Raw genomic sequence first — 25,815 nt, 5'->3', positions numbered from 1 at the left:
CGCCCCCGCCGAGGTCGGCGCCCTCATCGAGTCAGCGTTGGCCGAGGCGAAGGACCACCTCTTCCACACCCTGACCCACGACCCCGCCAACCGCGAGGGCGTGAGCGAGGGCGTGAGTGAGGAGGAGAAGCGGGCCCTGAACGGGGACGTGCTGCACCCGGACCGGTGCTGCACCGCCGCAGGCAAGCCCCTGGTCACGTGGGCCGACGCCCTGACCGTGCTCGCCACCCGCTCCCTCGACGCCGCCACCACCACCGGCAGCGACGCGTCTGCCGGGTCGGGTGGTTCGGGTGGGGCGGCGCGTCGGGCCCGGTCCGCCAGATACAGAGTCCAGGTCCACCTCGACACCGACGGCGGCTGGCTCACCGGCCGCCCCCGGCTCCGGCAGCCGGTCGTCGACGGCCTGACCTGCGACGGGACCCTGACCCCCGTCTGGGAGACCGACGGGCACCCCGTCAACGTCGGCCGCAGCCAACGCGTCGTCCCGCACCGCACCCGGGTCCTGGTCCTCGACCGGGACCGCGGCTGCCGGTTCCCCGGCTGCGGGACCACCCGGAACCTCGAGATCCACCACCTCCAGCACTGGCGCGACGGTGGACCCACCGACACCACCAACCTCCTGGGCCTGTGCCCCTTCCACCACGACGGCCACCACCGCGGCGAGTTCACCATCACCGGCGACCCCACCCGACCCGACGGGCTCACCTTCCACACCGACACCGGGCTGCTCATCGGCCCACCCCATCGGCCGCCCCGTCTCACCCTGGCCCAGGACCCCGACCCGAAACAGCGTGACCGACGCAGACCACCAGCCAGACTGGGGCGGCGCTACCCCGCCCCCTCGGGCGGACCGCTGCACCTGCACCTCGTCGACCTCCCCCCGACCTGAGCACTCAATCCGCTGGCGCTTAGCGGAGCAGCTCCCTCACGCCGGCCCGGTCGGGGCGACGCGTCACCTCGATGGACTCCCACGCGGAGAGGTGCCGGCTCGGCTCGCCCGCGCGGTGGCCGAGGCGCGGCAGCGTCGGGCCGTCGACGAGGACGCCGAGCGGGCGGTCGACGAGCATCGGCATGTCCTCGGCCGCCACGACGGCGTCGAGCACCCCCTTGGCGGCGAGGTTCTCGGCCGTCTGCACGCCGGACGGGAAGGGCTCGCCGTTGAGCGCCTCGTAGACCTTGGGACCGAGGAAGCCGACGAGGGCGCCGGGCTCGGCGACGGTCACGTGCCCGAGGGACCCCCACGACGCGTACACGCCCCCGGTCGTCGGGTGGCGCAGGTGCACGAGATAGGGCAACCGGGCTGCCCGGTGGGCCATGAGCGCCCGTGAGATCTCGACCATCTCGATGAACGCGGGCGTCCCCTCCTGCATGCGCGTGCCGCCCGACGCGGTGGAGGCGAGGACGGGCAGGCCCTCCGCGGTGGCCCGCCTGACGGCAGCCGTGATGCGCTCGGCCGCGGCGCGTCCGATCGATCCGGCGAGGAAGCGGAACTCGTTGACGACCACGGCCAAGGGCCGACCACGTACGAGGCCGCGCCCGGTCAGCACGGACTCGTCGGTGCCGGCCTTGGCGGCGGCCGCCTCGAGCTGCCGGCGTTAGTCCTCGGGCTGGCCAATGATGTCGATCGGCTCGTCCCACGACTCGAAGGAGCCGGCGTCGAGCACGAGGTCGAGCAGCTCGTGCGCAGTCCACGGTCGGCGCGGCATCACTCCTCCTTGAGCCACGCGCGGATCGCCGCGCCGTCCTCGTCGAGGGTGGGCGGTGCGTCGTGGTGGCGGCGGGTCACCTCGGTGCCGTCGCCGTCGAAGAAGCGCAGGGGCGGCCCGGGCAGTGTCAGCGGTCCGAGCGTCGGGTGATCGACCTCGACGAGCAGGCCCTGGCTCGCGGTCTGGTCCCACGCATACACCTCGTCGAGGCTGCGCACCTTGCCCGCCGGCACGCCGACCTCGGCGAGCCGGGCCAGCAACGGCTCGGCGTCCCAGTCGGCGAAGGCCGCCTCGACGACCTCGATGACCCGCTCGCGCTCGGCGACGCGTTCGGCGTTCGTCGCGAGCCCCTCGGCCGCCGGGTCGAGCCCGAAGGCCGCGCACAGCCGCTGCCACAGCCCCTCGCTGCCGACGGCGATCTGCACGGAGCCGTCGCGGCAGTGGAAGAGCCCGTAGGGGCTGATCGACGGGTGGTGGTTGCCGGCCGAGCGGCCCACCTCCCCGGCCACCGTCCACCGGGTGCCCTGGAAGGCGTGCACGCCGACGACCGCTGCCAGCAGCGAGGTGCGCACGACGGTGCCCTTGCCGGTGCGGTGCCGCTCGTTGAGGGCCGCGACGACGCCGTAGGCGCCGTACATCCCGGAGAGCAGGTCGGCGATCGGGACCCCGACGCGCTGCGGGTCGTCGGGCCCGGAGCCGGTGAGCGACATGACCCCGGCCTCGCCCTGGGCGATCTGGTCATAGCCGGCGCGGCCGCCCTCGGGGCCGTCGTGGCCGAAGCCGGTGATCGAGAGCACGACGAGCCGCGGGTTGCGCTCCATGAGCGAGTCGATGCCCAGGCCGAGCCGCTCGAGCACGCCGGTGCGGAAGTTCTCGACGAGCACGTCGGCCCGGTCGACGAGCGCGAGCAGGACGTCGCGGTCCGTCTCGTCCTTGAGGTCGAGGATGATCGACTCCTTGTTGCGGTTGGCCGACAGGAAGTACGTCGACTCGCGTCGACCCTCCTCGCCGACGAAGGGCGGACCCCAGCCACGGGTGTCGTCCCCGCGTCCGGGGGCCTCGACCTTGATGACGCGTGCGCCCTGGTCGGCGAGCATCATCGTGGCGTGCGGACCCGCGAGGGCGCGCGAGAGGTCGACGACGAGGATGTCGGAGAGGGGGCCGAGAGCGGTCATTCGTTCACCATCCGGGGAGGATCGGGGCGGCCCACACGAGCAACGGGCCGGCGATGACCACGTTGACGCTGTAGGTGAGGATCTGGTTGTAGTACACCGGTTCGCTGGTGGTGTCGGGCCGGTTCGCCTGCATGAGGAACGCCCTGGTGACGAGGCTCATGGCTGGCTCAGTGGCCTAGCCAATAGGTCAATTGTCCAACTGTCAATAGAGTGACCCCATGTCGACATCGGGGCTGCCGCGCCTCACGAGGACCCGGCTCTACGAGCAGGTGGCCGAGCAGATCACGTCGTGGATCGACTCGAACGGTCTCACGACGGGCGACCGGCTACCCCCCGAGCGCGAGCTCGCGCAGCGCCTCGGCGTCAGCCGCGCCACCCTGAGCCAGGCCCTCGTCGCCCTCGAGGTGATCGGCGTCGTGACGGTCCGGCACGGCGACGGCACGGTCCTGTCCGACGCCCCCGGCCCGCGCCGGATCGTCGAGGCGATCCGCGCCCACGCCCACCGGCTCCCCGAGATCATCGACACCCGCGACGCCCTCGAGACGAAGATCGCGGCACTCGCGGCGGCCCGCCGCACCGCCGACGACCTCGCCCGCATCGACGAGGCTCTGGCCGAGATGGCCCGCGACATCGAGGCCGGTGGGCGCGGTGTCGAGGGCGACGAGCGCTTCCACGGCGCCGTGACCGCAGCCGCCCACTCGCTCCTGCTCGCCCGCCTCATGGACGAGATCCGCGACCTCGTCCGCGAGACGCGCATCGAGTCGCTCTCCCAGCCCGGCCGGCCGGCCGACTCCCTCGTCGGGCACCAGGCCATCGCCGACGCCATCCGCGCCGGCGACCCCGAGGCAGCCGCGGCCGCGATGCACGCCCACGTCGTCATGGTCAGCGACGTGGCGCTGCTGCGAGACGGGTCGTGACGTCCCTCCAGATGCTCGCGGTGCTCGGGGCGGGTCTCGGCGCCGGCATCCTCACGACGACGGTCGGGGTCGCCTCGCTCCTCAGCTTCCCCGTCCTGCTCGCCGTGGGGCTCCCACCCGTCGTCGCCAACGCGTCCAACACCGTCGGGCTCGTCCCGGCCGGCGTCAGCGGGTCGTTCGGCTATCGGGCCGAGCTGCGCGAGCACCCACGCATCACGTGGACCGTCGTCGCCACGTGCGCGGTCGGTGCGGTCGGCGGCGCGGTCCTCCTGCTCGCCCTGCCGTCGAGCGTCTTCGAGGCCGTCGCCCCGTGGCTGATCCTCTTCACCTGCCTGCTCGTCGGCGTGCAGCCCTGGGTCGCGCGCCGCCTACGCGCCCGCGGCGGCAAGGACCTCGGTCCGCGCACCCGGATGGGACCGGTGACGACCTTCTTCGCGCTGCTGACGGGCGTGTACGGCGGCTACTTCGGGGCGGGCTCCGGCGTCATGATGGTCGCCGTCCTCGGGCTCGGGCTCGACATCGACCTGCGCGTCGTCAACGCCCTCAAGACCCTTGCGATCTTCGCCGGCAACGTCGTCGCCGGCATCATCTTCGTCGCCGTCGCCGACCTCGACTGGCAGGCCATCGGGCTGCTCGCGGCAGGGTCGGTCGTCGGCGGCTACGTCGGAGCCCGCATCGGCCGCCGCCTTCCGCCGACGCTCTTCCGGGTGCTCGTCGTCGTCGCCGGCGTCGTCGCCGCGGTCCTGCTGCTCCGCTGACCCGCCGTTCGAGGTGATCCCGGCACCGACATCGCTCACGACATCACCTCGAACCAGCGGAGGGTATGCCGTGTGGCCCGCCGCCGCGCGTGCGCGTGCTCAGGCGCTGGTGGCCGCACGGTGGCGGCGGGCCAGCTCGACGTAGATCTCGGCATTGGCGCGGATGCGCGCAAGGCCGGGGTCGTCGATCTCGCGGCGGACCCTCCCGGGCACCCCGGCGACGAGGGACCGGGGCGGGATGACCGCCCCCTCGGGCACGACGGCGCCCGCGGCGATGAGGCTGCCCGCGCCGATGTGGGCGCCGTTGAGCACGACCGACCCCATGCCGACGAGGCAGTCGTCCTCGATGGTGCAGCCGTGGAGCACGGCGCGGTGGCCGACCGAGACGCCGGCACCGATGCTCGTCGGGTGCCCGGCGTCGGTGTGCACGACGACGCCGTCCTGCAGGTTGCTGCGCTCGCCGAGCACGATGGGGTCGACATCGGCGCGGAGCACGGCGGTGTACCAGACGCTCGAGCCCGCCCGGAGGTCGACGGCCCCGACGAGGTCGGCGCTGGGCGCCACCCAGGCGGTCTCGTGGACCGCCGGGGTGACGCCGTCGAGGGTGACGATCACGTCAGTGCACCGCGACGCGGTCGACGCTGTCGACGCGGTCGACGCTGTCGACCCGGTCGGTGGCGTGCAGCTCGGCCGTGGCCATCTTGCGCCGGATCCACGGCACGAGCGCGAGGAGCACCCCGGCGACGACGAGCGTGATGACACCGTTGACGAGGTAGTACGCAGCGTCGCTCAGGCCTCCCATCGCCTGGATGAGCTGGGCGGCGATGGCCTGGCCGGCGGCGCTGCCGAGGAACCAGAGCGCCATCGCCTGGCTGGCGAAGGCGCGCGGCGCGAGACGGGTCGTGGCCGACAGGCCCACCGGCGAGAGGCAGAGCTCGGCGACCGTCTGCATGACGAAGACGCCGCCGAGGATGTAGATCGGCGCGGTGTTGTCCTGGAACGTGGCGAACGCCCACGACATGGCGAGGGCCGACAGGCCGATGATCGCGACACCGAGGACGAACTTCATCGGCGTCGACGGCGAGCGGCCGGCGCGCTTGGTCCAGATCCAGCCGAAGAGCGGTGCGAGCAGGACGATGGCGAGCGGGTTGATCGACTGGAACCACTCGGGGTTGATGCTGATGCCCGCCGTCTCCGTGACCGTGTTCTCGGAGGCGAAGATCGCCATCTTGCCGGCGGCCTGCTCGAAGATCATCCAGAAGAGCATCGCGCCGATCCACAGGGGGACGTAGGCGGCGAGGTGCGACTTCTCCTCGCGCTCGACCTTGGGGCTGCGGAACATCATCGTGAAGTAGGCGATCGGCGTCAGTACGGCGATGATCGAGATCGCGTCGATGACCTGGTCGAGCACCGTGTCGCGCCACAGGCCGGCGATGACGACGATGACCGTGAAGGCGACGACGGCACCGACGGCGAGGGCGGAGACGCGGCCGCGCTCCTCGGGCGAGAGCGGGTTGGGCACGTCGTCGACGGCGGGGCCGAGGGCCTTGCGGCCGAGGACGAACCACACGATGGCGATGGCCATGCCGACCGCCGCGGCCGAGAAGCCGACGTGGTAGCCATAGTGCTCACGCAGCCAGCCGACGACGAGCGGCGAGAAGAACGAGCCGATGTTGATCGACATGTAGAAGATCGAGAAGCCGCCGTCACGGCGGGCGTCCTCGGGCTTGTAGAGCGTGCCGACCATCGCGGAGACGTTGGGCTTGAGCAGGCCGGTGCCGAGCGCGACGAGGGCGATCCCGAGCCAGGCGGTCGCCGCCGCCGGGATCGCGAGGCAGACGTGGCCGGCCATGATGACGACGGCGCCGTAGAGGGTCGAGCGCCGGGCGCCGAAGAGACGGTCCGCGGTGAAGCCGCCGATGATCGACAGGAGGTAGACGGACGCGCCGTAGATCGCGACGACGGCCGTGCCGGTCGTCTCGTCGATGCCGAGGCCGCCGTTGGCCACGGTGTCGATGAGGAAGTAGAGCAGGATGGCGCGCATCCCGTAGTAGGAGAAGCGCTCCCACAGCTCGACGAAGAAGAGGGTCGACAGCCCCTTGGGGTGCCCGAGGAAGGCTCGGTCGTCGGCGCTGGAGCGCGACTCGGGAGTCGGTGGTCGGTCCTGGGTCTGTGTGGTCATGCGGATTCTCCCAGCCCCTCGTGAGGGCAGTTCGACGGTTGGACAACCACCCCAAACTAGGCGGGTCCCGCCGTCGGACTCAAACCGTGGAGGTGCGCGCGACGCCTGCTCGCAGGGCCAGTGCGTCCTTGACGAGGCCGGTCGCGAGGGCCGCGCCGACGCCCTCACCCGCACGGATCCGCAGGTCGAGGAGGGGCTCGAGACCGAGCTCGCGCAGCACGAGGGCGTGGGCCTTCTCACGTGAGCGCTGGCCGGCGACGAGGTGCGCCGCGACCGCCGGTTCGAGGCGCACGGCGGCGAGCGCGCACACCGCCGTCGCGAGCCCGTCGAGCACCACGACACCACCGGACTCGGCCACGCCGAGCGTGATGCCGGTGAGGACGGCGAGCTCCCCGCCACCGAGGCGACGGACGGCCTCGTCGGGGCCGACGCGCCCGACCCGGGCGAGCGCCCGCGTCACGACGTCGCGCTTGCGGTCGACCATCGCGGTGTCGGCGGACGACCCGCGGCCGACGACCTCGTCGGCGGGCACGTCGAGCAGCGCCCCAGCCAGGGCGGCCGCCACCGTCGTGTTGCCGACACCGACCTCGCCGAGGGCGACGGGCCCGGCGCTCGCCAGCGCGCGACCGCGGTCGCGCCCGAGCCCCAGCAGGGCGGCATACGTCGTCTTGTCGAGTGCGTCTGTAGCGACGAGATCGCCTCTGCGGCAACCGATCCCGGCATCGACGAGCTCGACGTCCATACCTGCGGCGCGGGCCGCGACAGCGCCCATCGACGTCCCCTCGCGCGTGGCCCGGGCCACGTCGGCGGTGACCGACGGGTCGAAGGCCGAGATGTCGTATGCCGTCACGGCGTGGTCCGCGGCCGCGACGACGAGGGTGCCCCGACCGTCCACCGCGGCCAGCGCGGTGATGCGGTCGAGGACGGTGTCGAGGACGCCGAGCGAGCCCGGGACGGTGAGGAGGTCGTCGGAGCGGTCGCGCGCGGCGACCACGTCGGCCGGCTCGGGCGCCCGCAGGTGCGAGGTCGGGGCGTCGCGCTCGGTCCAGCGCTCGCGCATGACGACCTCGTCGAGCGGGAGCCGCTTGCTCCACCCGGCGCGCTCGAGCCCGGGCTCGGGCGGCCGCTCGTCGGGCCAGCCCAGGCAGAGCCAACCGAGCGTCTCCACACCTTCGGGCAGGCCGAGCAGGTCGGCGAGCTCGGCCGGCTCGAAGAGCGTCACCCAGCCGAGGCCGAGGCCGTGGGCGCGGGCCGTCAGCCACATGTTCTCGATCGCGGCGGCGCACGACCAGAGGTCGGCGTCGGGGAAGGTCGCGCGACCGAGCACCCCCGCGGCCGGGGTGCGGCGGTCGCACGCGACGACGACGCCGACCGGCGCCTCGCGGATGCCCTCGAGGCGCAGGTCGAGCAGGCCACGGGCCGACTCCTCCGCCATCCCGGCTGCCTGGCGCAGCCGGCACCGGTCGGCCATGAGGGCAGCGGTGTCGCGGGTCGCGGCCTCGGTGACGACGACGAAGCGCCACGGTTGGCTGTGCCCGACCGACGGGCCGCGGTGGCCGGCCGTCAGCACCGCCGTGAGCACGTCGTCGGGCACGGGGTCGGGGCGGAAACGGCGGATGTCGCGCCGCGCACCGACGACCCGCTCGAGCGAGGCGAGGTCGTCGCGCAGGGCCCAGGCGTCGGGCGCCTGAGCCCGCTCGGCGGCCGACGACGGGTCGCCGATCGTCGGGACGGGCCTGCGGTAGCTCACGGTGGCGACTCTAACGAGGGACTCACTCGATCCAGGACCGGGTCACGCCGAGCACGCGGCTGCCGTCGATGTCGGCGAGCGACATCCCGACGAAGGCGGTCGCACCCTCGGACGTCTGCCAGCGGAAGCGGTGCTCCGTCGACGTCGCGGCGTCGGCGATCGCCACGGCGGCGTCCTGTGAGGACTGCGCGTTGGCGAAGGCCCCGGCGGAGCGCGCGCGATAGGCGTCGAGCTGGGCGGCATACGGGTCGGTGGGATCGCCCTCGGGACGGGCGAGGTTGCCGACGAAGTCGCTCGCGACGGCGGCCGGCTCGATGACCGACACGTGCACGCCGTGGGCGAGCATGACCACCGCGAGCGACTGCATGAAGCCCTCGACGGCGAACTTCGCACCGCAGTAGGCGTCGGCGAAGGGCTGCCCCACGGCCCCGCCGACGCTCGTCACGGTGAGCACGGTGCCCCGGCCCGCCGCGCGCATGGGCGGCAGGACGAGCTTGGTCAGGGCCACGGGGCCGAGGTAGTTGACCTCGAGCTGGGCGCGGATCTCGTCGAGGCTCAGCTGCTCGGCCGTGGCGACGGCGCCCCGGCCGGCGTTGTTGACGAGCACGTCGATGTGACCGTGGTCGGCGAGCACCCCCTCGACGCAGGTCCGCGCGGCGTCGTGGTCGGTGACGTCGAGGGCGCGCACGTCGAGCTCGACCCCCGCCTCGGCCGCGGCGTCGGTGAGGGCGGCCGCCCGGGAGGTGTCACGCATCGTCGCGACGACGACGAGGCCGCGACGGGCCAGCTCGACCGCGGTGTGCAGGCCCATGCCCGAGGAGGTTCCGGTGACGAGGGCGACTGGCTGCCCGTTCTGGTTCATGCGGCGACGCTACGCCTGAAGCCACTCGTCGGTCAGGCGTCGATGTCGTCGAGGCCGGCGATGACGATCTCGAGGAGCCGCGCGAGCTCGTGACGCTCGGCGTCGGACAGGTCGCGCAGCGTGTCGCTCTCGACGACGTTGGACTCGCGGACGGCCGCGCTGAAGAGAGCCCACCCGTCCTTCGTCAGCGAGACGAGCGTGCGGGTGCGGTTGGACTCGTCGGGCCGCCGCTGGAGCAGCCCGCGCCCTCCCATCTTGTCGAGGCGGTGGGTCATCGACGAGGGCGCGACGTTGGACAGGTCGGCGAGCTGGCTCGGGGTGAGGCACGTGTCGCCCGCGCGGGCCAGAGAGGCGAGCACGGACCACTCCCCCTGGGTCAGGTCGAGGTCGGCGAACTGCCGGACGTACCACTGGTCGAGCTTCTTCGTCACGGCGTACACGGCGGTGATGACGCGCTGGACCGACTCCTCACCACCGGCGGCGACATAGATGGAGACGTCGGCCGCGTGCTCCTGCTGGGCGGTCTGTCGTCGCTTCGCTGCCATGGAAAGGCATTGTCGCACCCGTGGGGGCTGGTGCTAGTCTTTCGAAATCGAACTTCGATGACGAAATATTCGATACCGAAGCTGCGTTGACTCCCGGAGTCCGCCTCCCCATCCACGAAAGGGTGTGAAACCCATGCGCACCAAGCTGCTCATCCTCGCGTCGTCCATCGGCATGCTCGGATGGGGCACCGTGCTGCCCTACCAGTACGCGTATGCGGCCAACACTCGCGGATGGGGCGCGCTCGCCGCCGCTCTGGCCAGCACGCTCTTCTCGGTCGGCGCGCTCGTCGCCGCGCCCTTCGCCGGGCGGCTCAGCGACCGCTTCAACCCGGTCACCGTCGCCGTCGTGGCCAAGCTGCTCGCCGCCGTCGGCGTCGGCAGCCTCGTGTGGGCCGGGTCGGCCCCGGCCTTCCTCGTCGGGATGTTCGTCTTCGGCTTCGGCCTGACCGCCGCCGGCCCCGCCGCCTCGGTCCTCGTGCTGCGCTGGGCCGGGAGCGACGACCGACGCAAGGTCTTCGCCTACAAGTTCACGGCCGAGGCCATCGGCATGGCCGTCGGAGCCTTCGTCGCCGGCCAGTTCGTCGACCTCTCGCGCACCGACGGCATGACGTTCGCGTTCGTCGCGGCGGGCGCCGGCTTCGCGATCTCCGCCGTGCTCATCCACGTCGCCGGCATCGGCGCGCCGAGCGAGGTGGCCCCTGACCTCGCCGCCGGCGAGGCCGAGACCCGCCTCGGCACGATGGAGGCCCTGCGTCGGATCTTCGCCGTGCCCGCGCTGCGCTGGACCGCGGTCGTCGCGGTGGCCCTGGCTCTCGGGTTCTACGCCCAGTTCGAGTCCGGGCTGCCGGCGTACGCCCTGACCGTGCTCGACGTCGACGAGTCCACCATCGGCCTCGCCGCCGCCGTCAACTGCGTCGTCATCGTCGCACTGCAGGTCGTCGTCGTCCGCGTCACGGCGCGACGCAACGCGGCCAGCCTGCTCATGGTCGTGGGCGCCGTCTGGACGCTGTCGTGGGTCGTCCTGTCCGTCGCGCAGCTGACGCCGGAGGTCGCCTCGGCGCTCTTCGTCACGACGTTCGGCATCTTCGCCGTCGGCGAGACGATGTACGCCCCGGTGCTCAACCCGCTCACCGCGAGCCTCGCTCCCCGCGGGCTCGTCGGCACGACGCTCGGCACCTTCACGGCGATCCAGACGACCTTCTCGGCCGTCGGGCCCCTCGTCGCCGGCGCCCTGCTCGGCATGGGCCTCGCGAACGGCTTCCTCGGACTGCACCTCGTCATCAGCCTCGCCGCCGTCTACGGCGCCTGGCGACTGCGGGCCGCGCTCCGTGACCGCCGCGTCGAGGAGCGTCGGGAGGCGGCGGGCCGAGCCGTCGCCGAGCGGCCGCTCGAGCCCGCCTCCGCGCCGGTCGCCGCGCCGGTCGCCGCCTGATCGTCAGGGCGCGAGGTCGGCGACGGGCGTCAGCAGGTAGCGCCCCGCCATCCCCACGGTGCGCGACAGCGTCCCGAGGAAGTCGGTGCGCAACGGCTCGACGCCCTCGAGGGACCACAGCACGCGGGCGTTCGTCCACGCGGCGTCGCGGGCGCGCGAGATGCTCCAGCCGCTGACGAGGTTCGCGACCGGGCCGGCGTACTGCTCGTCGACGGCGAGGGCGATGCCGTCGAGGAAGGAGCGCCGCACGTCCTCCTGGACGGCGGCGAGCAGGTCGTTGACGCGGTGGTAGTCGGCCTCGACCCCGGGGCTGTCGGGCGTCAGGCCGAGCTGGCGGCACGTCGTGACGACGGCCAGCGGCAGGTCGTGGTTGATGTGGGCGTTCATCCCGGCGAGCGCGAACTGGATCGGGACCCGGCCGGGCTCGAGCCGGGCGCTGAAGAGCGGCGCCCACGACGGGTCGGGAGTCCCCGCGCCGACGGCCTCGAGGTAGAGACCGGCGAAGACGAGGTCGAGCCGCGTCACGAAGGCCGGGTTGCCGAACCAGCCCTCGACGAGCCGGTCCCGCACGAGCTCGGTGACCCGGAGGTACATCCGGTTGAAGGCCGCGACGCCGTCGCCCGACGGCAGCGCGCGGTCGATCTCGTGCATCCGCCCGACGAGCACCTCCACCGACGTCAGCTGGTCGGGGGCCGGCGGCTCGGGTCGCGGAGCACCGCCGGTCCGCGAGCGGACCCACGCCACTGCGTCGGTGAACCACCCCATGCACCGACGCTAGCCGCTCAGCGCACGTTGAAGTCCTCGATCCGCTCGATCGGCGTCGCCGAACAGGCCGGATGGGAAAGACAGGACGAAGGCCTCTTACGTCCACCCGGCAGGCGAGAGACGCTGGAGGTGAGGCTTGGAGAGGAGGTGAGGACAATGACACAGCTCCTTGAGAAGGAACGTGTGGGGACCGAACGTCTTCCGCGGTTGTTCCGCAACCGCACGTTGGACTACACGCTCATCACCATCGGTCTTCTGGTGGCAGCCTTCGGTGCGTACGCATACTTCGTGCCGGCAGGCTGGATCTTGGCAGGCCTGAGCGAAGCCTGGTACCTCGGCAGCTGGATCGCCGGTGGAGTGCTGCTCACGGCAGGCTTCGGCCTGCTGGGTGCGAGTGTCCGCGACCGGTCCGGCTACTGGACCGCAGGCGCCGTGATGAGCTTCGTGCTCAGCACGCTGAGCCTGGCCGGAGCGGTTATCGCTGCGGTGGTGCTCATCCTCTGACGACCCGGAAGGGGTGAGGCTGATCGAAGCCCCCAAGAGGTTGGGGGCTTCGACGCGGCCGGAGGCGCACTCGGGTCAGCGGCTGTTGAAGGCCTCGATCCGCTCGATCGCCTCGCCGACCGCGGTCACTCCTGCGGCGAAGCTGAGCCGCGCGGAGTGCCCCCCGGCGCGGTCGTCGAAGTCGCCGCCGGGCGTGATCGCGACGCCGACCTCCTCGAGCAGGGCCGTGGCGTATGCCGCCGAGCCGCCCCAGCGGGCCAGCTGTGGTCCGAGGTCGGCCCAGTAGTAGAACGCGCCGTCGGGCGGGGCGGACTCACCCCAGCCCAGTCGGGACGCGTTGTCCAGCAAGAGCTTCCGGGTTCGCGCGAACTCGGCGACCGCTTCGTCGCACTCGCGGTAGGACTCCTCCGCGAAAGCCGACACGGCGGCATACTGCGCCGGCGCCGGAGGACACAGCGCGACGTTGCCCGCGAGCGCGTCGACGGGGCGCGCGAGGTCGGCGGGCAGCAGCATCCAGCCCAGGCGCCAGCCGGTCATGCCCCAGTACTTGCTGAAGGAGGAGATGACGATGGAGGTGTCGTCGGACTCCCACGCACAGACGCCAGGCGGGTCGGCTGCATCCGGCTCGGGATAGGTGACCCCGTGGTAGATCTCGTCGCTGACGAGGCGCACCCCACGCTCGGCGCACCACCCGGTGATCGCGGCGAGCTCGGCCCGGTCGACCATCGTGCCGGTGGGGTTGGCCGGCGAGGCGACGATGAGCCCGGCGAGCGGGCCGTCGGCCTGCGCGGCGTCGAGCAGCTCCGGCGTCGGCTGGTAACGGGTCTCGGGGCCGCAGTCGATCAGGGCGACCTCGCAGCCGAGCGAGGTGAGGATGTTGCGGTAGGCGGGGTAGCCCGGGCGGGCGAGAGCCACGCGGTCCCCCGCCTCGAAGGCGGCGAGGAAGGCGAGGACGAAGCCCCCGGACGAGCCGGTCGTGATCGCGACCCGCGCGGGGTCGACGTCGAGGTCGTACCAGCGGCCGTAGTGCGCCGCGATCTCGGAGCGCAGCTCACGGATGCCGAGGGCGGACGTGTAGGTCAGGGCCCGGCCCGAGCCGTGGATCCGCGCCGCGGCCTCCGAGACGAGGCTCGGCGCACCCCCGGACGGCTCACCGGCGCAGAGGGACACGACGTCGCGGCCCTCGGACCGCAGCACGGCCACCCGGTCGAGGACGTCCATGACCTCGAAGGGCGGCACCTGCGAGCGCCGGGACGGCTGGAGCGGGCGGGGCGCGCGGGTCGGGTCGAGGGCCATGCGGCCAGTCTGCCCGAACCCTCGACACCCGAGACACGACGTTCACGTGAGGTGGAGGTGCTGACGTGGGAACGCTTCGGCGTCGCGGTCCGTGAGCTCGCGACCCTCGTGGCCGACTCGAGCTTCCGCCCCGAGGTGCACGTCGCCGTCGCCCGCGGCGGCCTCATCCTGGGTGGCGGGCTGCTGCTCCAGGAGCGCGGCGCGGAGGCCCGGAGCGCGGTGCTCTTCGGCAAGCCGGGCTCGGTCGTCACGCCCGACTACGTCTGGCGCCAGACTGACAAGTGGATCGTCTTCCCGTGGTCGGCCGAGCCGCCCGTGTCGGGCGCGCAGGTGACGGCGGATCCCGACGCCTCCTGAGGGACCCCCGCTCCCAGTGAGCGGACGTAGTGTCGGAGGATGCATCTCGGACTGCACCTCGCCAACTTCACGTGGAGCGGCGGCTCCTCCACCTTCGTCGACGACCTCGTGCGCACGGCGCGCACGGCGGAGGACGTCGGCTTCACGAAGCTCTCGGTCATGGACCACGTCTGGCAGATCGGCATGCTCGGGCCGAAGGAGCACGAGATGCTCGAGGCCTACACGGCCCTCGGCTTCCTCGCCGCGGTCACCGAGAAGGTCCAGCTGCTCGCGTGGGTCACGGCCGCCGTCTACCGCGAGCCGGGCCTGCTCGCCAAGGAGGTCACGACCCTCGACGTGCTGTCGAAGGGCCGCGCCATGCTCGGCATCGGCGCCGCCTGGAACGAGGATGAGTGCATCGGTCTCGGCCTGCCCTTCCCCGCCACGGCCGAGCGGTTCGAGCGCCTCGAGGAGACGCTGCAGATCTGCCTCCAGATGTGGGGCGACAGTGTCGAGCCGTATGCCGGCAGGCACTACCGGCTCGGCAGCACCCTCAACTCGCCGCAGTCGGTGCAGCGCCCGCACCCGCCGATCCTCATCGGTGGCGGCGGCGAGAAGAAGACGCTGCGGATGGTCGCGCAGTACGCCCAGGCCTGCAACCTCTTCGACAGCCCCGACCTCGCCCACAAGCTCGAGGTGCTGCGCGGGCACTGCGACGCGCTCGGCCGCGACTACGACGAGATCGAGAAGACCGTCATGGGGCCCGTCGACCCGGGCCCGAACGGCGAGAACGTCGACGCCACCCTCGAGCACCTGCGCGACCTCGCCGGGCTCGGCGTGACGCACGTGCAGCTGGGCGTCGGTGACGGCTCGAAGACCGACGTGCTCGAGCTCATCGGCGAGCGCATCATCCCCGAGGCCGCGCGACTCTGAGCTCAGCTGAGGATGTCGCTGCGGCGGAAGCGGCGGTAGGCGAGCATCGTGAAGGCGACCGCCCACACGAGCGCCCAGAGGGCGCCGTGCACCATGTCGGTGTAGTCCGGTGACACGGCGAGGGCGTCCTGCCAGGCCCGCGAGTAGTGGCCCGGGAAGGCGTTGCGGTAGGGGTCGAGCGCGTCGAGCTGGTCGAGGATGTTGAGCAGGATGCTGACGAGCACGGCGCCGCCGACCGCCGCGAGCGGGGCGTCGGAGCGCGTCCCGAGCCAGAAGGCGATGGCCGCGATCGGCAGCAGGGTCACGAAGATGTAGGCCATCGCGAGCGCGAGCCGGGGCAGGAACTGGCCCCACGTGAGGTTCTCGCCGAGGGGGTTGGTCAGGGGGTCCCAGCCGTAGGCGACACCGCCGACGAGCAGGCCCCACGCCGGCAGCAGGACCGTCGCGAGCAGCGTCGAGGCGATGCCGATCGCAAGCTTGCTCGTCAGCAGACGCGCACGCTGCACCGGTGCGATGAGCAGGTAGCGCAGCGATGACCACGACGCCTCGGACGGCACGGCGTCGCCGCAGAAGAGGGCGGCGAGCAGCACGAGCAGCAGCTCGGAGGCGAGGAAGACGAGCACGAGGCTGAAGTTCGCCGCACCGCTCTGGGCGAGGTCGAAGATCCGCGTGGACGCACCCCCGCGGCTGTTGCTCGACCGCTCGCCGAAGGCGAACGACCCGACGAGGACGAGGGGCAGCGCGAGGAGCAGGCCGAAAGCCCAGAGCGTCCGCCTGCGCCCCCACTGCCGGCGCAGCTCGGACCGCCACGACAGCGGGCCGCGCACCTGGTGGATCTCGCCGCTCGCGGCGGACGACGCAGGCTCGATGGCGTCGAGCAGCGCGTCTCCGGGGTTGTCGCTCATCGCGCCCTCACCTGCCTGAGTCGCTCGACGAGGGAGGCCCCCTCGTCTCCGGGCTCGCCCACGACCCCCGGGGCGGACGCCGACGAGATGACCCCGAGGAAGACCTCCTCGAGGTGGCGCCGGCTGCTGACGCCGACGACGGGCAGGCCCGCGGTGACGGCGGCGGCCACCACCTCGGCGCGGCCCCGGTCGGCGACGACGACGATGCGGGTCGGGGTGTCGACCCGCACCTCGGTGACGCCGTCCGCAGCCTCGAGGGCGTGCACGGCGGCGCTGACGAGGGTGTGGTCGACGCGCTCGGGCAGGTCGAGGATCGTCGTGTCGTCGCTGTCGACGAGCTCGGCGACGGGGCCCTGCGTGACGACCCGGCCGGCGTGCATGACGACGACGTGGGTGCACGTCATCTCGACCTCGGCGAGCAGGTGGCTCGAGACGACGACGGTGCGCCCGGTCTCGGCATAGCGGCGCAGGATCGGGCGCATCGCCGCGATCTGGGGCGGGTCGAGACCGTTGGTCGGCTCGTCGAGGATGAGCAGCTCGGGCAGGCCGAGCATGGCCTGGGCGATGCCGAGCCGCTGCTTCATGCCGTGGCTGTAGGACTTGACGGGCCGGTCGACGGCGCCGCCGAGGGCCGCGACGTCGAGCGCCTCGGGGATGTGGGCGTCCTCGGGGGCGCGGCCCGTCGCGGACCAGTAGGCCTCGAGGTTCTGGCGCCCGGTGAGGTGCGGCAGGAAGCCCGGGCCCTCGATGAGCGCGCCGACCCGGCCGAGCACGCGGGAGCCGGCCGACACGGGCTCGCCGAGCACGTGGACGCTCCCGGCGTCGGAGGAGATGAGGCCCATGACCATGCGCATCGTCGTGGTCTTGCCGGCGCCGTTGGGGCCGAGCAGCCCGACGACCTGGCCCTTCTCGGCCCGCCACGTCACGTCGTCGACGGCGCGGTGCCCGTCGGCATACGTCTTGACGAGTCCCTCGACGACGAGCGGCACGTCCGCGAGGTCGGGACGCGTCGGCCGGTGCAGCCGTCGGCGGCGGCGGACGAGCCAGCCGACGAGCGCGGCGACGAGGAGCAGCGCGAGCGCCGAGCCGGCGAGGATCGTCTCGGTGTCGACAACCCCCGCGACAGCCCCGTCGACCGTGGCACCGGTCGCGACCGGCAACGTCATGGCGGACGCGTCGGAGATCCGGATGGCGCTCGGGCTGCGCGAGTTCGAGTAGGTCGACTCGGTGCTCGTCAACAGCACCCGCCACCGCGTGCCGGCGGGCATCTCGTAGGTCGCGGCCGGGAGCGAGATCGTCACCGGGGTGGGCCGGCCCGGCGTCACGGCGAGCCGGAGCGGGGCGACGAGCGGGTTGGTCAGGGTCACGGAGCCGCCGGTGACGCGCCACACCGACGCGAAGAGCGTGACGTCGGGACTGTCGGACGTGACCGTGACGCGCATGGTCGGCGAGCCCACGACGGTGGCGGCCTCCGCGAGGGGCTGGGTGTCGAGAGCCGCCGACTGACCCGGCAGCGCCGCGATCTGGTAGGTCGAGAGGCTGACCCCGAGGGCGGCGAGACCGGGCACCGCGATGAGCGAGGCGGGTTGCCCACCGGGCGGGTGCACGAGCGCCCCCGACGTCGTCGCCAGGGGAAGCTCGCGCGTCCGGAGCGCCGCGCCCGACAGGCCGGGGTATGCCGTGAGGGTGTGGAGCGTCGTCGGCTGCCCGGCGCGACCGGCCGGGGTGCCGTACGTGAACGCCGCTGTGGGCAGGGCCGATCCGCGCGCTCCCTGGTCGCGGACGTAGTGGTCGAGCCACGTGTAGGACGCCTCGACCTCCTCGGCCTCGTGCGTGCTCGCGGCGTCGTGGCCCCCGTCGCTCCACCGGACGGCATACGGCGCGCCCGTGGCGGCGAGCGCCGACGCGGTGGCGTCGGCCTGGTCGAGGCCGAAGAGCGAGTCGCCGACCCCCTGCACGAGGAAGGTCGGCGCGGTGACGACGTTCATCGTCGGCTTCGGGCTGTGGGCGCGCAGCAGCGCGGTCAGCTGCGGTGACGCGGTGCCGGTCTCGGACGCCTGGACGAAGAGCCTGCAGATGGTGGGGTCGAACCGGCCGCAGCGGTCGGCGCCCGCGCCCTGGCCACCTTGGCCGCCCGCGCCGCCGCGCAGGGCCGAGAGGAAGAAGTTCGTCGCCCAGACCTGCTTGAAGGGTCCGGCGCCGTCGATCGGCGAGCGGCCCGCTGCCGTGGTCGGCGCTCTCGTGACGGCGGCCTGCGGGAAGAAGGCGTCGGCGAGGTCGTTCCACGTGATGGCCGAGACGACGCCGTCGACGCGCCGGTCCGAGCCGGCGAGCATGAGGGCGAGCGCGCCGCCGTAGGAGGCGCCCATGACACCCGCGCGCGGGTCGCCGGGAGCGTCGAGCTCGACGTCGGAGCGCCTGGCCGCGAGGTCGAGCAGCGTTCTGGCGTCGGCGATCTCGTAGGCCGGGTCGTTGAGGTGGATGCGACCGCCGGACTGGCCGTGGCCGCGGGCGCTCCAGGCGACGACGACGTAGCCGCGGTCGTGCAGGTCGTTCGCCTGGCTCGTCACCGAGTCCTTGGAGCCGCCGAATCCGTGGGCGAGCAGGACGACGGGGTGCTTGCCGCTCGACTGCGGCCACACGGACACGTCGAGGCGCACGGCCGTGCCGTCCGGTTCGGCGCCGACCGGAACCGACGACACCTCTGGGGCGACGGTGTCGGCGGCCTGCCCGACTGAAGCCGCCGCGAGCGCCGACGGGGCGGGCGCCATCGTGAGACCCGACCCGAGGACGAGCGCGGCGATGAGGGAGGCCCGGACCGACATGACCACATCACATCACGCGCCGGTCGTTGAACGGTCACCGACCGTCCAGCCGTGGCGCCGGGGCTCAGTCGCGGGAGAGGCGCTGCTCGAGGACGTAGGCCAGGACGATGCACCCGACGAGCACCATGGCGGGCGGCAGGAACCGCATCGCGCCCTCGAGCTCCAGCCAGCCGTAGGGCGCGGTGGTGAGCTCGAAGTACGAGAGGTCGAGCAGGTATCGCACGATCGGCAGCACTCCGAAGAGGATGCCGACCACCCCGACGAGGTTGATGACGAGGCGCGAACGCGCTCCGGTGTCCTGCGACTCGGTCATGCCACCAACCTACGGCTCGCCCAGTGGCGCGCGAGGCACCACCCGGCGACCGCACCGAGGACGTGCCACGCGGCGTGCCCCTGGAGCCAGCTCGTCGGGTCGCAGAGGAGGCCCGCCTGGTCGAGCACCCAGAGGGCGTATGCCGCGACGAGCAGACCGAGCCCGACGTGCAGCCAGCGCCCGTCGCCTCCGACGCGGCGGGTGCGCACCAGCTCGCGGACGATGCCGGGCAGGAGGACGGCTGCGAAGAGGACCCGCCGCGACTCGGGCCAGAGCCAGAGCAGGACGCCGAGCGCCACGAGCAGGGCGACGCCGCCGACCGCAGCGCGACGCGGGGTGGTCCAGCCGAGGCGCACGAGCGCGCCGGCGAGCAGGACGCAGCCGACGGCGTACATCGGGAAGACGTCGACGAACTGGCCCCACAGCGTCAGGGTCGCGTGGAAGGCGAAGCTGCCGAGGCCGACGGCGGCGAGCGCCACCCCGAGGAGGGGCACGAGGACGCGTTCGGGTCGGGCCGCGGGCCGCAGGAGCAGGGCCGCGGCCCCGGCCACGACGAACGCGAGCGAGGACCACGCGTTGGCCGGCTGTGTGATCCCGTCGGCGCGGACCAGCTCGCAGAAGCAGCGGGTCGCGAGGCACGTCGCGCCGTCAGCGGGCATGCCGCGACCGTAGTCCCAGCGTGCCCGTGTTAGATACGTCCATGGCCACCACCTCCCTCGGAGACACCCCCGTCCACACCGTCGGCGACCTGCCGTCCGTGGGCACCCCCGCCCCGGCGTACACGCTGACCGGCACGAACCTGCGCGACGACGTGACGCTGCCCGTGGGCAAGCGCGTGGTGCTCAACATCTTCCCGAGCGTCGACACCGGTGTCTGCGCGACGAGCGTCCGCCGCTTCAACGAGCTGGCAGCCGGTCTCGACAACGCGACGGTCGTCTGCGTGTCCGCCGACCTCCCCTTCGCCCTGAACCGCTTCTGCGGCGCCGAGGGCATCGAGAACGTCGTCGCGGCCTCCTCGTTCCGGTCGGGCTTCGGCTACGACTACGGCGTGCGGATGGAGAACGGCGGTTTCGCCGGGCTGCTCGCCCGTGCCGTCGTCGTCATCGACGCCGACGGCACGGTCACCCACACCGAGGTCGTCCCGTCCATCGGCCAGGAGCCCGACTACGACGCCGCGATCGCCGCACTGGGCTGAGGCACCTCTGACGCCCGGGTGAAACCCCGGACGCTGCGGACGAGGAGCGGCCAGCAGCCGGCGGCGAGCATCCAGACGGCGGTCCCGACCATGAGGTCGGCGGTCTCGACGTGCTCGCTGAGCGGGCCCGCGAGGACGTTGCCGAGCGGCAGGGCGACGAACGAGATGAGCACGTCCCAGGACACGACCCGGGCGAGCCGGTCGTGCGGCACCCCCTGCTGGATGGCCGTCTGCCAGCCGACGTCGAAGTAGAGCAGCCCCGCCTGGGCGACGAAGGCCAGCGCCATGATCGGCACGAGGCCGCCGGGCCAGGCGAACCCGAGGGGGAAGAGCGGGTAGAGGCCGAGGGCTGCGAAGGCCCAGAGCAGCATCCGGCGCGGCTGGAGCCGCATCCCGACGAGCCCGCCGACGAGTCCGCCGACGCCGAGCGCGGCGGTGATGAGCCCGAGGGCGTGGGCGCCGCCGAGGTCACGCACGGCCGTCACCTCGACGAGGACGATGAAGACGCCGCTCGCGACGTGGAACATCGCCGCCGACAGGAGGCTCGTCCACAGCCAGTCACGGCTGCGGATCTCGGCCAGGCCCTCACGGATCTCGGACAGCATGCCGGAGCGGGCCGCGACGTGGTCGGCGCGGGCCCGGAGGCGGGCGACGCAGAGGGCCGACCAGACGAACGTCAGCGCGTTGACCGTGAAGCCGGCGACCGGCCCGAACCGGGCGACGACGAGGCCGGCCAGGACCGGGCCGGCCACCTGGGCGCTCGACTGGAGGAAGCTGATCGCGCCGTTGGCGGTCTGGAGGGCCGCGGTCGGCACGACGAGGGGACGGAGCGAGACGAAGGCCGGGTAGAAGAACGCGCCGGCGCCCGCCGTGACGGCGGCGAGCCCGGCGAGCAGGGCAACCGACGGGTCACCGGCGGCGAAGGCGAGCGCCATGCCGGCGACGGACGCCGCCCGCGTCAGGTCGGCCACGACCATGATCCGGTGCGGGGTGATGCGGTCGGCCCACACCCCACCGACGAGCGTGCAGAGCAGCCGCGCCACCACGGCGCTCGCGAGGACGATGCCGAGCTCGGCCGCTCCCCCGCCGCTCAGGACGACCGCCACCGACAGGGCGATCGGGTTGAAGGCGTCGCCGACCCACGAGAGGCCCTGGCCGGCCAGCAGGAGCCTGACGTCACGGAGGCGGAGGAGGTCGCGCGCGGTCATACAACCGAAGGTAGTTAGATGTCTGACTATCTGTCAACGAATAGTCAGGAGACTCGTCGCAGACCGCATGCCTCTGCGACACTGACGCCATGGCGAGAGCACGGCAGGACTCGGTCGACCGGCACGTCGCGCGCTGGAGCGGCCTCCTCGAGGACATGGACCCCGAGGTCGAGGGCGCCGTCACCCGCATGCAGGCGATCACCAAGCGGCTCAAGGCCGCCGACCACGCGAGCTACGCCGGCACGGACGACACGATCGAGGACTACCGCACCCTCCACGCGCTGATGATCCAGCCGTTCCCCGAGGAGGCCACGCCGGCCCAGCTCGCGGACTCCTGCGGCGTCACGCGCGCTGCCATGACCTCACGCGTCGACCGGCTCGTCCAGCGAGGCCACGCGACCCGCGAGGTCGACCCCATCGACCGGCGACGCATCCTCATCCGACCGACGCCGTCGGGACGGGCGCTGTGGGAGAAGGGGATCGAGGCCGGCATGGCCCGCGAGCAGGACGCGTTCTCCGGCCTCACGGCCAAGGAGCTCGTCGCCCTCAACGGGCTGCTGCGCAAGGTCGTCCTGCACCTCGAGGGCGAGGACTGAGCCGTCAGGGTGTGTCGTCGTCGACCCAGTCGAGGGTGCGCTCGACGGCCTTCTTCCAGGTGCGGAAGAGGCGCTCGCGCTCGGCCTCGTCGAGCTGCGGGGTCCAGCGACGGTCCTCGCCCCAGTTCTCGCGGATCTCGTCGGTGCTCTCCCAGTAGCCCACGGCCAGCCCGGCGGCATACGCGGCCCCGAGCGCCGTGGTCTCGGCCACGACCGGACGCACGACGTCGACGCCGAGCAGGTCGGCCTGGAACTGCATGAGCGTCTCGTTGACGACCATGCCGCCGTCGACGCGCAGCTCGGTGAGCGGCACGCCGGAGTCGGCGTTCATCGCCTCGAGCACCTCGCGCGTCTGGAACGCCGTGGCCTCCAGTGCCGCTCGCGCGATGTGGCCCTTGTTGACGAAGCGGGTGAGACCGACGAGCGCGCCACGGGCGTCGGGACGCCAGTGCGGGGCGAAGAGACCCGAGAAGGCCGGCACGAAGTAGGCGCCTCCGTTGTCGTCGACGGTCGCCGCGAGCGCCTCGACCTCCTTGGCGTCCTTGATGATGCCGAGGTTGTCGCGCAGCCACTGCACGAGCGACCCGGTCACGGCGATCGAGCCCTCGAGGGCGTAGACCGGCTTGGCGTCGCCGAGCCGGTAGCAGACCGTCGTCAGCAGGCCGTTCTTCGAGGCGACGATCTCCTCGCCGGTGTTGAGGAGCATGAAGTTGCCCGTGCCGTAGGTGTTCTTGGCCGTGCCGACGTCGAGACAGGCCTGGCCGAAGGTCGCCGCCTGCTGGTCGCCGAGGATGCCCGCCACGGGGACGTCGATGAGGATGCCCGGCTTGCACGCGCCGTAGACCTCGGACGACGAGCGGATCTCGGGGAGCATCGCCAGGGGGACCCCGATCGCCTCCGCGGCCGAGGCGTCCCAGTCGAGGGTGCGCAGGTCCATCAGGAGGGTGCGAGAGGCGTTCGTGACATCGGTGACGTGGACGCCGTCGTCGTCGGCGCCGCCGGTGAGGTTCCACAGCAGCCAGGTGTCGATGGTCCCGAAGAGCAGCTCGCCGGCCTCGGCGCGCTCACGGGCGCCGTCGACGTGGTCGAGGATCCAGCGGGCCTTGGGCCCGGCGAAGTACGTCGCGAGCGGCAGCCCGGTCACGTCCTTGAAGCGCTCGACGCCACCGTCGCGCGCCAGCTCGTCGCAGATCGCCTGGGTGCGGGTGTCCTGCCAGACGATGGCGTTGTGGACCGGCCGGCCGGTGGCCCGCTCCCACACGACGGTCGTCTCGCGCTGGTTCGTGATGCCGACCGCGGCGATGTGGGTGGCGTTGAGGTTCGCCTTGCCGAGCGCGCCTCCGACGACGACGCGGGAGTTCTGCCAGATCTCCATCGCGTCGTGCTCGACCCACCCGGCCCGCGGGAAGATCTGCCGGTGCTCCATCTGGTCGACGGCGACGACGCGGCCCCTCCGGTCGAAGACCATGGCCCGGGTGCTCGTCGTCCCCTGGTCGATCGACACGACATGGCTGCGCTGCTCCGTCGGCATGACCAGACCGTACCGCCGCGCGCCTACATCTCGCCGTGGCCACGTCCGAGCTGGCGGAGGCGGTGGCGCTCGCGTGCCTCCGCCACCCTGCTGATCGCGTCACACCGCCCGCAGACGATGATCGCCTCCCCGTCGCGGCTCTCACGGAGCCACCGGTGACCGGCGAAAAGGCAGATGACCCACATGAACCTCACCTCCACAGTGTCGCCCACGAGACCCGTGCGTGAGGGAGGTCGGACGGCCCCGCGTCCCGCAGGGTGCGCTCGTTAGAGTGTCTGTCTCACCAGCGACGTGAAGGGGAACCGATGACGAGCCCAGTGCGGCTGGACGCGGACTACCGGGCGCGGGCGTGGAAGCGTCTCGCCACCAAGCAGTTCGACGTGCTCGTCGTCGGTGGCGGCGTGACCGGCGGTGGGGTGGCCCTCGACGCGGCCACCCGCGGCCTCTCGACGGCCCTCGTCGAGCAGCGCGACTTCGCCTCGGGCACGTCCTCGCGGTCGTCCAAGCTCTTCCACGGCGGCCTGCGCTACCTCGAGCAGATGAACTTCGACCTCGTGCGCGAAGCGCTCAAGGAGCGCGAGCTCATGCTGAGCCGCATCGCCCCGCACCTCGTCAAGCCGGTCTCCTTCCTCTACCCGCTGACCAACCGCGGGTGGGAGCGCCCCTACGTCACCGCGGGCCTGACCCTCTACGACTCGATGGGCGGCGCCCGGTCGGTGCCGCGGCACAAGCAGCTGACCCGCACCGGCGCCCTCAAGCTCGCGCCGGCCCTCAAGCGCGACTCCCTCACCGGCGGCCTGCTCTACTACGACGCCCAGGCCGACGACGCGCGGCACACGCTGACGACGGTCCGCACCGCTGCGGCCTACGGCGCCACCGTGCTGGCCTCGGCCCGCGTCGTCGAGCTGCTGCGCGCGGGCGAGCGCGTCGTCGGCGCCCTCGTCGAGGACGTCGAGACGGGCGAACGCACCGAGGTCCGGGCCTCCGTCGTCATCAACTGCACCGGCGTGTGGACCGACGACATCCAGACGATGGCCGGTGGCCGCGGCCGCTTCCACGTGCGCGCCAGCAAGGGCGTGCACATCGTCGTCGCGCGCGACCGGATCAACTCCGAGACCGGGCTCATCCTGCGCACCGAGAAGTCGGTCCTCTTCGTCATCCCGTGGGGCACCCACTGGATCATCGGCACGACCGACACCGACTGGGAGCTCGACCTCGCCCACCCCGCGGCGACCCGGGCCGACATCGACTACATCCTCGAGCACATCAACACCGTGCTGAAGGTGCCGCTGACACACGACGACATCCAGGGCGTCTACGCCGGTCTGCGCCCCCTGCTCTCCGGAGAGAGCGAGGACACGAGCCAGCTCTCGCGCGAGCACGCGGTGGCGCGCCCGCAGCCCGGCCTCATCTCCATCGCCGGCGGCAAGTACACCACCTACCGGGTCATGGCCGCCGACGCCGTCGACGCCGCCCGTGAGGACATCGGCGGCGACGTCTCCGACAGCGTCACCGAGTTCATCCCGCTCTCGGGCGCCGAGGGCTACGTCGCGCTCGTCAACCAGATCGACCGGCTCGCGCGCCACCAGGACCTCCCGGTGTGGCGCATCACCCACCTGCTCGAGCGCTACGGCTCGCTCGTCCACGAGCTCTTCGCCCTCGCCGAGGACGACCGCTCCCTCTACCAGCCGCTCCCCGGCGCGGAGGAGTACCTCCGGGTCGAGGCGCTGTATGCCGCCACGCACGAGGGCGCGCTGCACCTCGACGACGTGCTGGCCCGCCGCACGCGCATCTCCATCGAGACCTCGAGCCGTGGCGCCGACAGCGCCCGGGCCGTGGCCGAGATCGTGGCCCCCGTCCTCGGCTGGGACGCCGAGCGGGTCGAGGCCGAGGTGTCCGCCTACATCGCCCGGGTCGAGGCGGAGCTCGAGTCGCAGAAGGAGCTCGCCGACTCCGAGGCCAACGCCGAGCGGCTGAGCGCCCCGGACGTGCGCCGGATACCCGTGAGCCGGGCGCCTGAGCAGTCCTGACCCGGGCAAAGGCTCGACAACGGCTCCGCGGCGCGGTCACGTTCCTAGACT

At 72.5% G+C, this 25,815-nt stretch carries 27 protein-coding genes; 10 read left to right on the top strand and 17 right to left on the bottom strand.

Annotated features, from left to right (window positions below):
• Positions 1 to 889: HNH endonuclease signature motif containing protein (locus tag ASD90_RS24505; RefSeq protein WP_255358540.1), on the top strand; the 889-nt coding region annotated here is incomplete at its 5' end.
• 19 nt (positions 890 to 908) lie between these two features.
• Here ASD90_RS24505 and ASD90_RS02755 read toward each other — a convergent pair.
• The 3 genes from ASD90_RS02755 to ASD90_RS23310 form a co-directional block, all read right to left on the bottom strand.
• On the bottom strand, positions 909 to 1,547 hold the full coding sequence (locus ASD90_RS02755; protein WP_369793548.1) for a carboxyl transferase domain-containing protein: 639 nt from the start codon (positions 1,545 to 1,547) through the stop codon (positions 909 to 911).
• A gap of 158 nt (positions 1,548 to 1,705) precedes the next feature.
• Complete coding sequence (locus tag ASD90_RS02750) at positions 1,706 to 2,881, bottom strand: CaiB/BaiF CoA-transferase family protein (RefSeq protein ID WP_056751335.1); 1,176 nt, start codon at positions 2,879 to 2,881, stop codon at positions 1,706 to 1,708.
• Between the two features lie 4 nt (positions 2,882 to 2,885).
• Positions 2,886 to 3,041 carry a hypothetical protein gene (locus ASD90_RS23310; RefSeq protein ID WP_157622950.1) on the bottom strand — a complete coding sequence of 52 codons (156 nt, stop codon included), beginning with the start codon at positions 3,039 to 3,041 and terminating at the stop codon, positions 2,886 to 2,888.
• A gap of 58 nt (positions 3,042 to 3,099) precedes the next feature.
• Here ASD90_RS23310 and ASD90_RS02745 point away from each other — a divergent pair, with 58 nt between their 5' ends.
• Together ASD90_RS02745 and ASD90_RS02740 are read left to right on the top strand one after the other, a co-directional pair.
• A complete protein-coding gene (locus ASD90_RS02745; protein WP_056751333.1) occupies positions 3,100 to 3,798 on the top strand; it encodes a FadR/GntR family transcriptional regulator in 699 nt (232 codons plus the stop codon).
• On the top strand, positions 3,795 to 4,556 hold the full coding sequence (locus tag ASD90_RS02740) for a sulfite exporter TauE/SafE family protein (RefSeq protein ID WP_056751329.1): 762 nt from the start codon (positions 3,795 to 3,797) through the stop codon (positions 4,554 to 4,556). Before ASD90_RS02745 ends, ASD90_RS02740 begins: the two co-directional genes overlap by 4 nt.
• A gap of 99 nt (positions 4,557 to 4,655) precedes the next feature.
• Here the strand turns inward: ASD90_RS02740 and ASD90_RS02735 are convergent, their stop codons facing one another.
• The 5 genes from ASD90_RS02735 to ASD90_RS02715 form a co-directional block, all read right to left on the bottom strand.
• Positions 4,656 to 5,171, bottom strand: a complete 516-nt coding sequence (locus tag ASD90_RS02735; RefSeq protein ID WP_056751327.1) for a gamma carbonic anhydrase family protein — start codon at positions 5,169 to 5,171, stop codon at positions 4,656 to 4,658.
• A 1-nt stretch (position 5,172) separates the two neighbouring features.
• Complete coding sequence (locus tag ASD90_RS02730; RefSeq protein WP_056751324.1) at positions 5,173 to 6,738, bottom strand: peptide MFS transporter; 1,566 nt, start codon at positions 6,736 to 6,738, stop codon at positions 5,173 to 5,175.
• Between the two features lie 79 nt (positions 6,739 to 6,817).
• Positions 6,818 to 8,488 carry a 5,6-dimethylbenzimidazole synthase gene (gene bluB / locus ASD90_RS02725; protein ID WP_056751322.1) on the bottom strand — a complete coding sequence of 557 codons (1,671 nt, stop codon included), beginning with the start codon at positions 8,486 to 8,488 and terminating at the stop codon, positions 6,818 to 6,820.
• Positions 8,489 to 8,510: 22 nt separating this feature from the next.
• Positions 8,511 to 9,350, bottom strand: a complete 840-nt coding sequence (locus ASD90_RS02720; RefSeq protein WP_056751319.1) for an SDR family NAD(P)-dependent oxidoreductase — start codon at positions 9,348 to 9,350, stop codon at positions 8,511 to 8,513.
• Between the two features lie 32 nt (positions 9,351 to 9,382).
• The gene (locus ASD90_RS02715; protein WP_056751315.1) at positions 9,383 to 9,895 is read right to left on the bottom strand and encodes a MarR family winged helix-turn-helix transcriptional regulator; all 513 of its coding nucleotides are present in this window, start codon (positions 9,893 to 9,895) and stop codon (positions 9,383 to 9,385) included.
• A gap of 133 nt (positions 9,896 to 10,028) precedes the next feature.
• Here ASD90_RS02715 and ASD90_RS02710 point away from each other — a divergent pair, with 133 nt between their 5' ends.
• Positions 10,029 to 11,327 carry an MFS transporter gene (locus ASD90_RS02710; protein ID WP_056751312.1) on the top strand — a complete coding sequence of 433 codons (1,299 nt, stop codon included), beginning with the start codon at positions 10,029 to 10,031 and terminating at the stop codon, positions 11,325 to 11,327.
• A gap of 3 nt (positions 11,328 to 11,330) precedes the next feature.
• Here the strand turns inward: ASD90_RS02710 and ASD90_RS02705 are convergent, their stop codons facing one another.
• Positions 11,331 to 12,092: a DUF5995 family protein gene (locus ASD90_RS02705; RefSeq protein ID WP_056751309.1), complete on the bottom strand. Its 762-nt coding sequence runs from the start codon at positions 12,090 to 12,092 to the stop codon at positions 11,331 to 11,333.
• Between the two features lie 156 nt (positions 12,093 to 12,248).
• On the opposite strand from ASD90_RS02705, the gene ASD90_RS02700 reads away from it, so the two are divergent.
• Positions 12,249 to 12,596 carry a hypothetical protein gene (locus tag ASD90_RS02700; protein WP_157610960.1) on the top strand — a complete coding sequence of 116 codons (348 nt, stop codon included), beginning with the start codon at positions 12,249 to 12,251 and terminating at the stop codon, positions 12,594 to 12,596.
• 75 nt (positions 12,597 to 12,671) lie between these two features.
• Here ASD90_RS02700 and ASD90_RS02695 read toward each other — a convergent pair whose 3' ends face one another.
• Positions 12,672 to 13,892 carry an aminotransferase class I/II-fold pyridoxal phosphate-dependent enzyme gene (locus tag ASD90_RS02695; RefSeq protein WP_056751301.1) on the bottom strand — a complete coding sequence of 407 codons (1,221 nt, stop codon included), beginning with the start codon at positions 13,890 to 13,892 and terminating at the stop codon, positions 12,672 to 12,674.
• 51 nt (positions 13,893 to 13,943) lie between these two features.
• Between ASD90_RS02695 and ASD90_RS22780 the strand changes: the two genes are divergently transcribed.
• On the top strand, positions 13,944 to 14,249 hold the full coding sequence (locus ASD90_RS22780) for a hypothetical protein (RefSeq protein ID WP_157610962.1): 306 nt from the start codon (positions 13,944 to 13,946) through the stop codon (positions 14,247 to 14,249).
• A gap of 39 nt (positions 14,250 to 14,288) precedes the next feature.
• A complete protein-coding gene (locus ASD90_RS02685) occupies positions 14,289 to 15,161 on the top strand; it encodes an LLM class F420-dependent oxidoreductase (RefSeq protein WP_056751298.1) in 873 nt (290 codons plus the stop codon).
• 2 nt (positions 15,162 to 15,163) lie between these two features.
• Here ASD90_RS02685 and ASD90_RS02680 read toward each other — a convergent pair whose 3' ends face one another.
• From ASD90_RS02680 to ASD90_RS02665, 4 genes are all read right to left on the bottom strand, one after another.
• Complete coding sequence (locus tag ASD90_RS02680) at positions 15,164 to 16,066, bottom strand: ABC transporter permease (protein ID WP_056751296.1); 903 nt, start codon at positions 16,064 to 16,066, stop codon at positions 15,164 to 15,166.
• Positions 16,063 to 18,891: an alpha/beta fold hydrolase gene (locus tag ASD90_RS02675; RefSeq protein WP_235506359.1), complete on the bottom strand. Its 2,829-nt coding sequence runs from the start codon at positions 18,889 to 18,891 to the stop codon at positions 16,063 to 16,065. Before ASD90_RS02675 ends, ASD90_RS02680 begins: the two co-directional genes overlap by 4 nt.
• A gap of 64 nt (positions 18,892 to 18,955) precedes the next feature.
• Positions 18,956 to 19,204 carry a hypothetical protein gene (locus tag ASD90_RS02670; protein ID WP_056751291.1) on the bottom strand — a complete coding sequence of 83 codons (249 nt, stop codon included), beginning with the start codon at positions 19,202 to 19,204 and terminating at the stop codon, positions 18,956 to 18,958.
• Complete coding sequence (locus tag ASD90_RS02665; protein ID WP_056751288.1) at positions 19,201 to 19,863, bottom strand: ceramidase domain-containing protein; 663 nt, start codon at positions 19,861 to 19,863, stop codon at positions 19,201 to 19,203. Before ASD90_RS02665 ends, ASD90_RS02670 begins: the two co-directional genes overlap by 4 nt.
• Before the next feature lie 41 nt (positions 19,864 to 19,904).
• On the opposite strand from ASD90_RS02665, the gene tpx reads away from it, so the two are divergent.
• Positions 19,905 to 20,399, top strand: a complete 495-nt coding sequence (gene tpx, locus ASD90_RS02660; RefSeq protein ID WP_056751286.1) for a thiol peroxidase — start codon at positions 19,905 to 19,907, stop codon at positions 20,397 to 20,399.
• On the opposite strand, the gene ASD90_RS02655 is transcribed toward tpx, so the two are convergent.
• A complete protein-coding gene (locus tag ASD90_RS02655) occupies positions 20,369 to 21,607 on the bottom strand; it encodes an MFS transporter (RefSeq protein WP_056751284.1) in 1,239 nt (412 codons plus the stop codon). The two genes, tpx and ASD90_RS02655, sit on opposite strands and share 31 nt — an antisense overlap.
• Positions 21,608 to 21,696: 89 nt before the next feature.
• Here ASD90_RS02655 and ASD90_RS02650 point away from each other — a divergent pair, with 89 nt between their 5' ends.
• A complete protein-coding gene (locus ASD90_RS02650) occupies positions 21,697 to 22,203 on the top strand; it encodes a MarR family winged helix-turn-helix transcriptional regulator (RefSeq protein ID WP_056751283.1) in 507 nt (168 codons plus the stop codon).
• A 4-nt stretch (positions 22,204 to 22,207) separates the two neighbouring features.
• Here the strand turns inward: ASD90_RS02650 and glpK are convergent, their stop codons facing one another.
• Together glpK and ASD90_RS02640 are read right to left on the bottom strand one after the other, a co-directional pair.
• Complete coding sequence (gene glpK, locus ASD90_RS02645; RefSeq protein WP_056751280.1) at positions 22,208 to 23,734, bottom strand: glycerol kinase GlpK; 1,527 nt, start codon at positions 23,732 to 23,734, stop codon at positions 22,208 to 22,210.
• Between the two features lie 23 nt (positions 23,735 to 23,757).
• Positions 23,758 to 23,928, bottom strand: a complete 171-nt coding sequence (locus ASD90_RS02640) for a hypothetical protein (RefSeq protein ID WP_157622948.1) — start codon at positions 23,926 to 23,928, stop codon at positions 23,758 to 23,760.
• A gap of 111 nt (positions 23,929 to 24,039) precedes the next feature.
• Between ASD90_RS02640 and ASD90_RS02635 the strand changes: the two genes are divergently transcribed.
• Positions 24,040 to 25,764, top strand: coding sequence for a glycerol-3-phosphate dehydrogenase/oxidase (locus ASD90_RS02635; RefSeq protein WP_056751276.1), 1,725 nt, complete (start codon positions 24,040 to 24,042; stop codon positions 25,762 to 25,764).
• The last annotated feature ends 51 nt before the right edge of the window (positions 25,765 to 25,815 follow it).

Source organism: Terrabacter sp. Root181 (assembly GCF_001428505.1).
GTDB lineage: Bacteria > Actinomycetota > Actinomycetes > Actinomycetales > Dermatophilaceae > Terrabacter.
Note: the sequence above shows the minus strand (reverse complement) of the source record. Positions and strands in the feature narration are given on the sequence as shown.

What these genes read in the sequence shown, in the direction of transcription:
- ASD90_RS02750 (WP_056751335.1), bottom strand. Translation starts at nt 2,881, where the DNA reads ATGACCGCTCTCGGCCCCCTCTCCGACATCCTCGTCGTCGACCTCTCG.
- ASD90_RS23310 (WP_157622950.1), bottom strand. Translation starts at nt 3,041, where the DNA reads ATGAGCCTCGTCACCAGGGCGTTCCTCATGCAGGCGAACCGGCCCGAC.
- ASD90_RS02745 (WP_056751333.1), top strand. Translation starts at nt 3,100, where the DNA reads ATGTCGACATCGGGGCTGCCGCGCCTCACGAGGACCCGGCTCTACGAG.
- ASD90_RS02730 (WP_056751324.1), bottom strand. Translation starts at nt 6,738, where the DNA reads ATGACCACACAGACCCAGGACCGACCACCGACTCCCGAGTCGCGCTCC.
- ASD90_RS02720 (WP_056751319.1), bottom strand. Translation starts at nt 9,350, where the DNA reads ATGAACCAGAACGGGCAGCCAGTCGCCCTCGTCACCGGAACCTCCTCG.
- ASD90_RS02715 (WP_056751315.1), bottom strand. Translation starts at nt 9,895, where the DNA reads ATGGCAGCGAAGCGACGACAGACCGCCCAGCAGGAGCACGCGGCCGAC.
- ASD90_RS02710 (WP_056751312.1), top strand. Translation starts at nt 10,029, where the DNA reads ATGCGCACCAAGCTGCTCATCCTCGCGTCGTCCATCGGCATGCTCGGA.
- ASD90_RS02705 (WP_056751309.1), bottom strand. Translation starts at nt 12,092, where the DNA reads ATGGGGTGGTTCACCGACGCAGTGGCGTGGGTCCGCTCGCGGACCGGC.
- ASD90_RS02700 (WP_157610960.1), top strand. Translation starts at nt 12,249, where the DNA reads ATGACACAGCTCCTTGAGAAGGAACGTGTGGGGACCGAACGTCTTCCG.
- ASD90_RS02695 (WP_056751301.1), bottom strand. Translation starts at nt 13,892, where the DNA reads ATGGCCCTCGACCCGACCCGCGCGCCCCGCCCGCTCCAGCCGTCCCGG.
- ASD90_RS02685 (WP_056751298.1), top strand. Translation starts at nt 14,289, where the DNA reads ATGCATCTCGGACTGCACCTCGCCAACTTCACGTGGAGCGGCGGCTCC.
- ASD90_RS02680 (WP_056751296.1), bottom strand. Translation starts at nt 16,066, where the DNA reads ATGAGCGACAACCCCGGAGACGCGCTGCTCGACGCCATCGAGCCTGCG.
- ASD90_RS02675 (WP_235506359.1), bottom strand. Translation starts at nt 18,891, where the DNA reads ATGTCGGTCCGGGCCTCCCTCATCGCCGCGCTCGTCCTCGGGTCGGGT.
- ASD90_RS02670 (WP_056751291.1), bottom strand. Translation starts at nt 19,204, where the DNA reads ATGACCGAGTCGCAGGACACCGGAGCGCGTTCGCGCCTCGTCATCAAC.
- ASD90_RS02665 (WP_056751288.1), bottom strand. Translation starts at nt 19,863, where the DNA reads ATGCCCGCTGACGGCGCGACGTGCCTCGCGACCCGCTGCTTCTGCGAG.
- tpx (WP_056751286.1), top strand. Translation starts at nt 19,905, where the DNA reads ATGGCCACCACCTCCCTCGGAGACACCCCCGTCCACACCGTCGGCGAC.
- ASD90_RS02655 (WP_056751284.1), bottom strand. Translation starts at nt 21,607, where the DNA reads ATGACCGCGCGCGACCTCCTCCGCCTCCGTGACGTCAGGCTCCTGCTG.
- ASD90_RS02650 (WP_056751283.1), top strand. Translation starts at nt 21,697, where the DNA reads ATGGCGAGAGCACGGCAGGACTCGGTCGACCGGCACGTCGCGCGCTGG.
- glpK (WP_056751280.1), bottom strand. Translation starts at nt 23,734, where the DNA reads ATGCCGACGGAGCAGCGCAGCCATGTCGTGTCGATCGACCAGGGGACG.
- ASD90_RS02635 (WP_056751276.1), top strand. Translation starts at nt 24,040, where the DNA reads ATGACGAGCCCAGTGCGGCTGGACGCGGACTACCGGGCGCGGGCGTGG.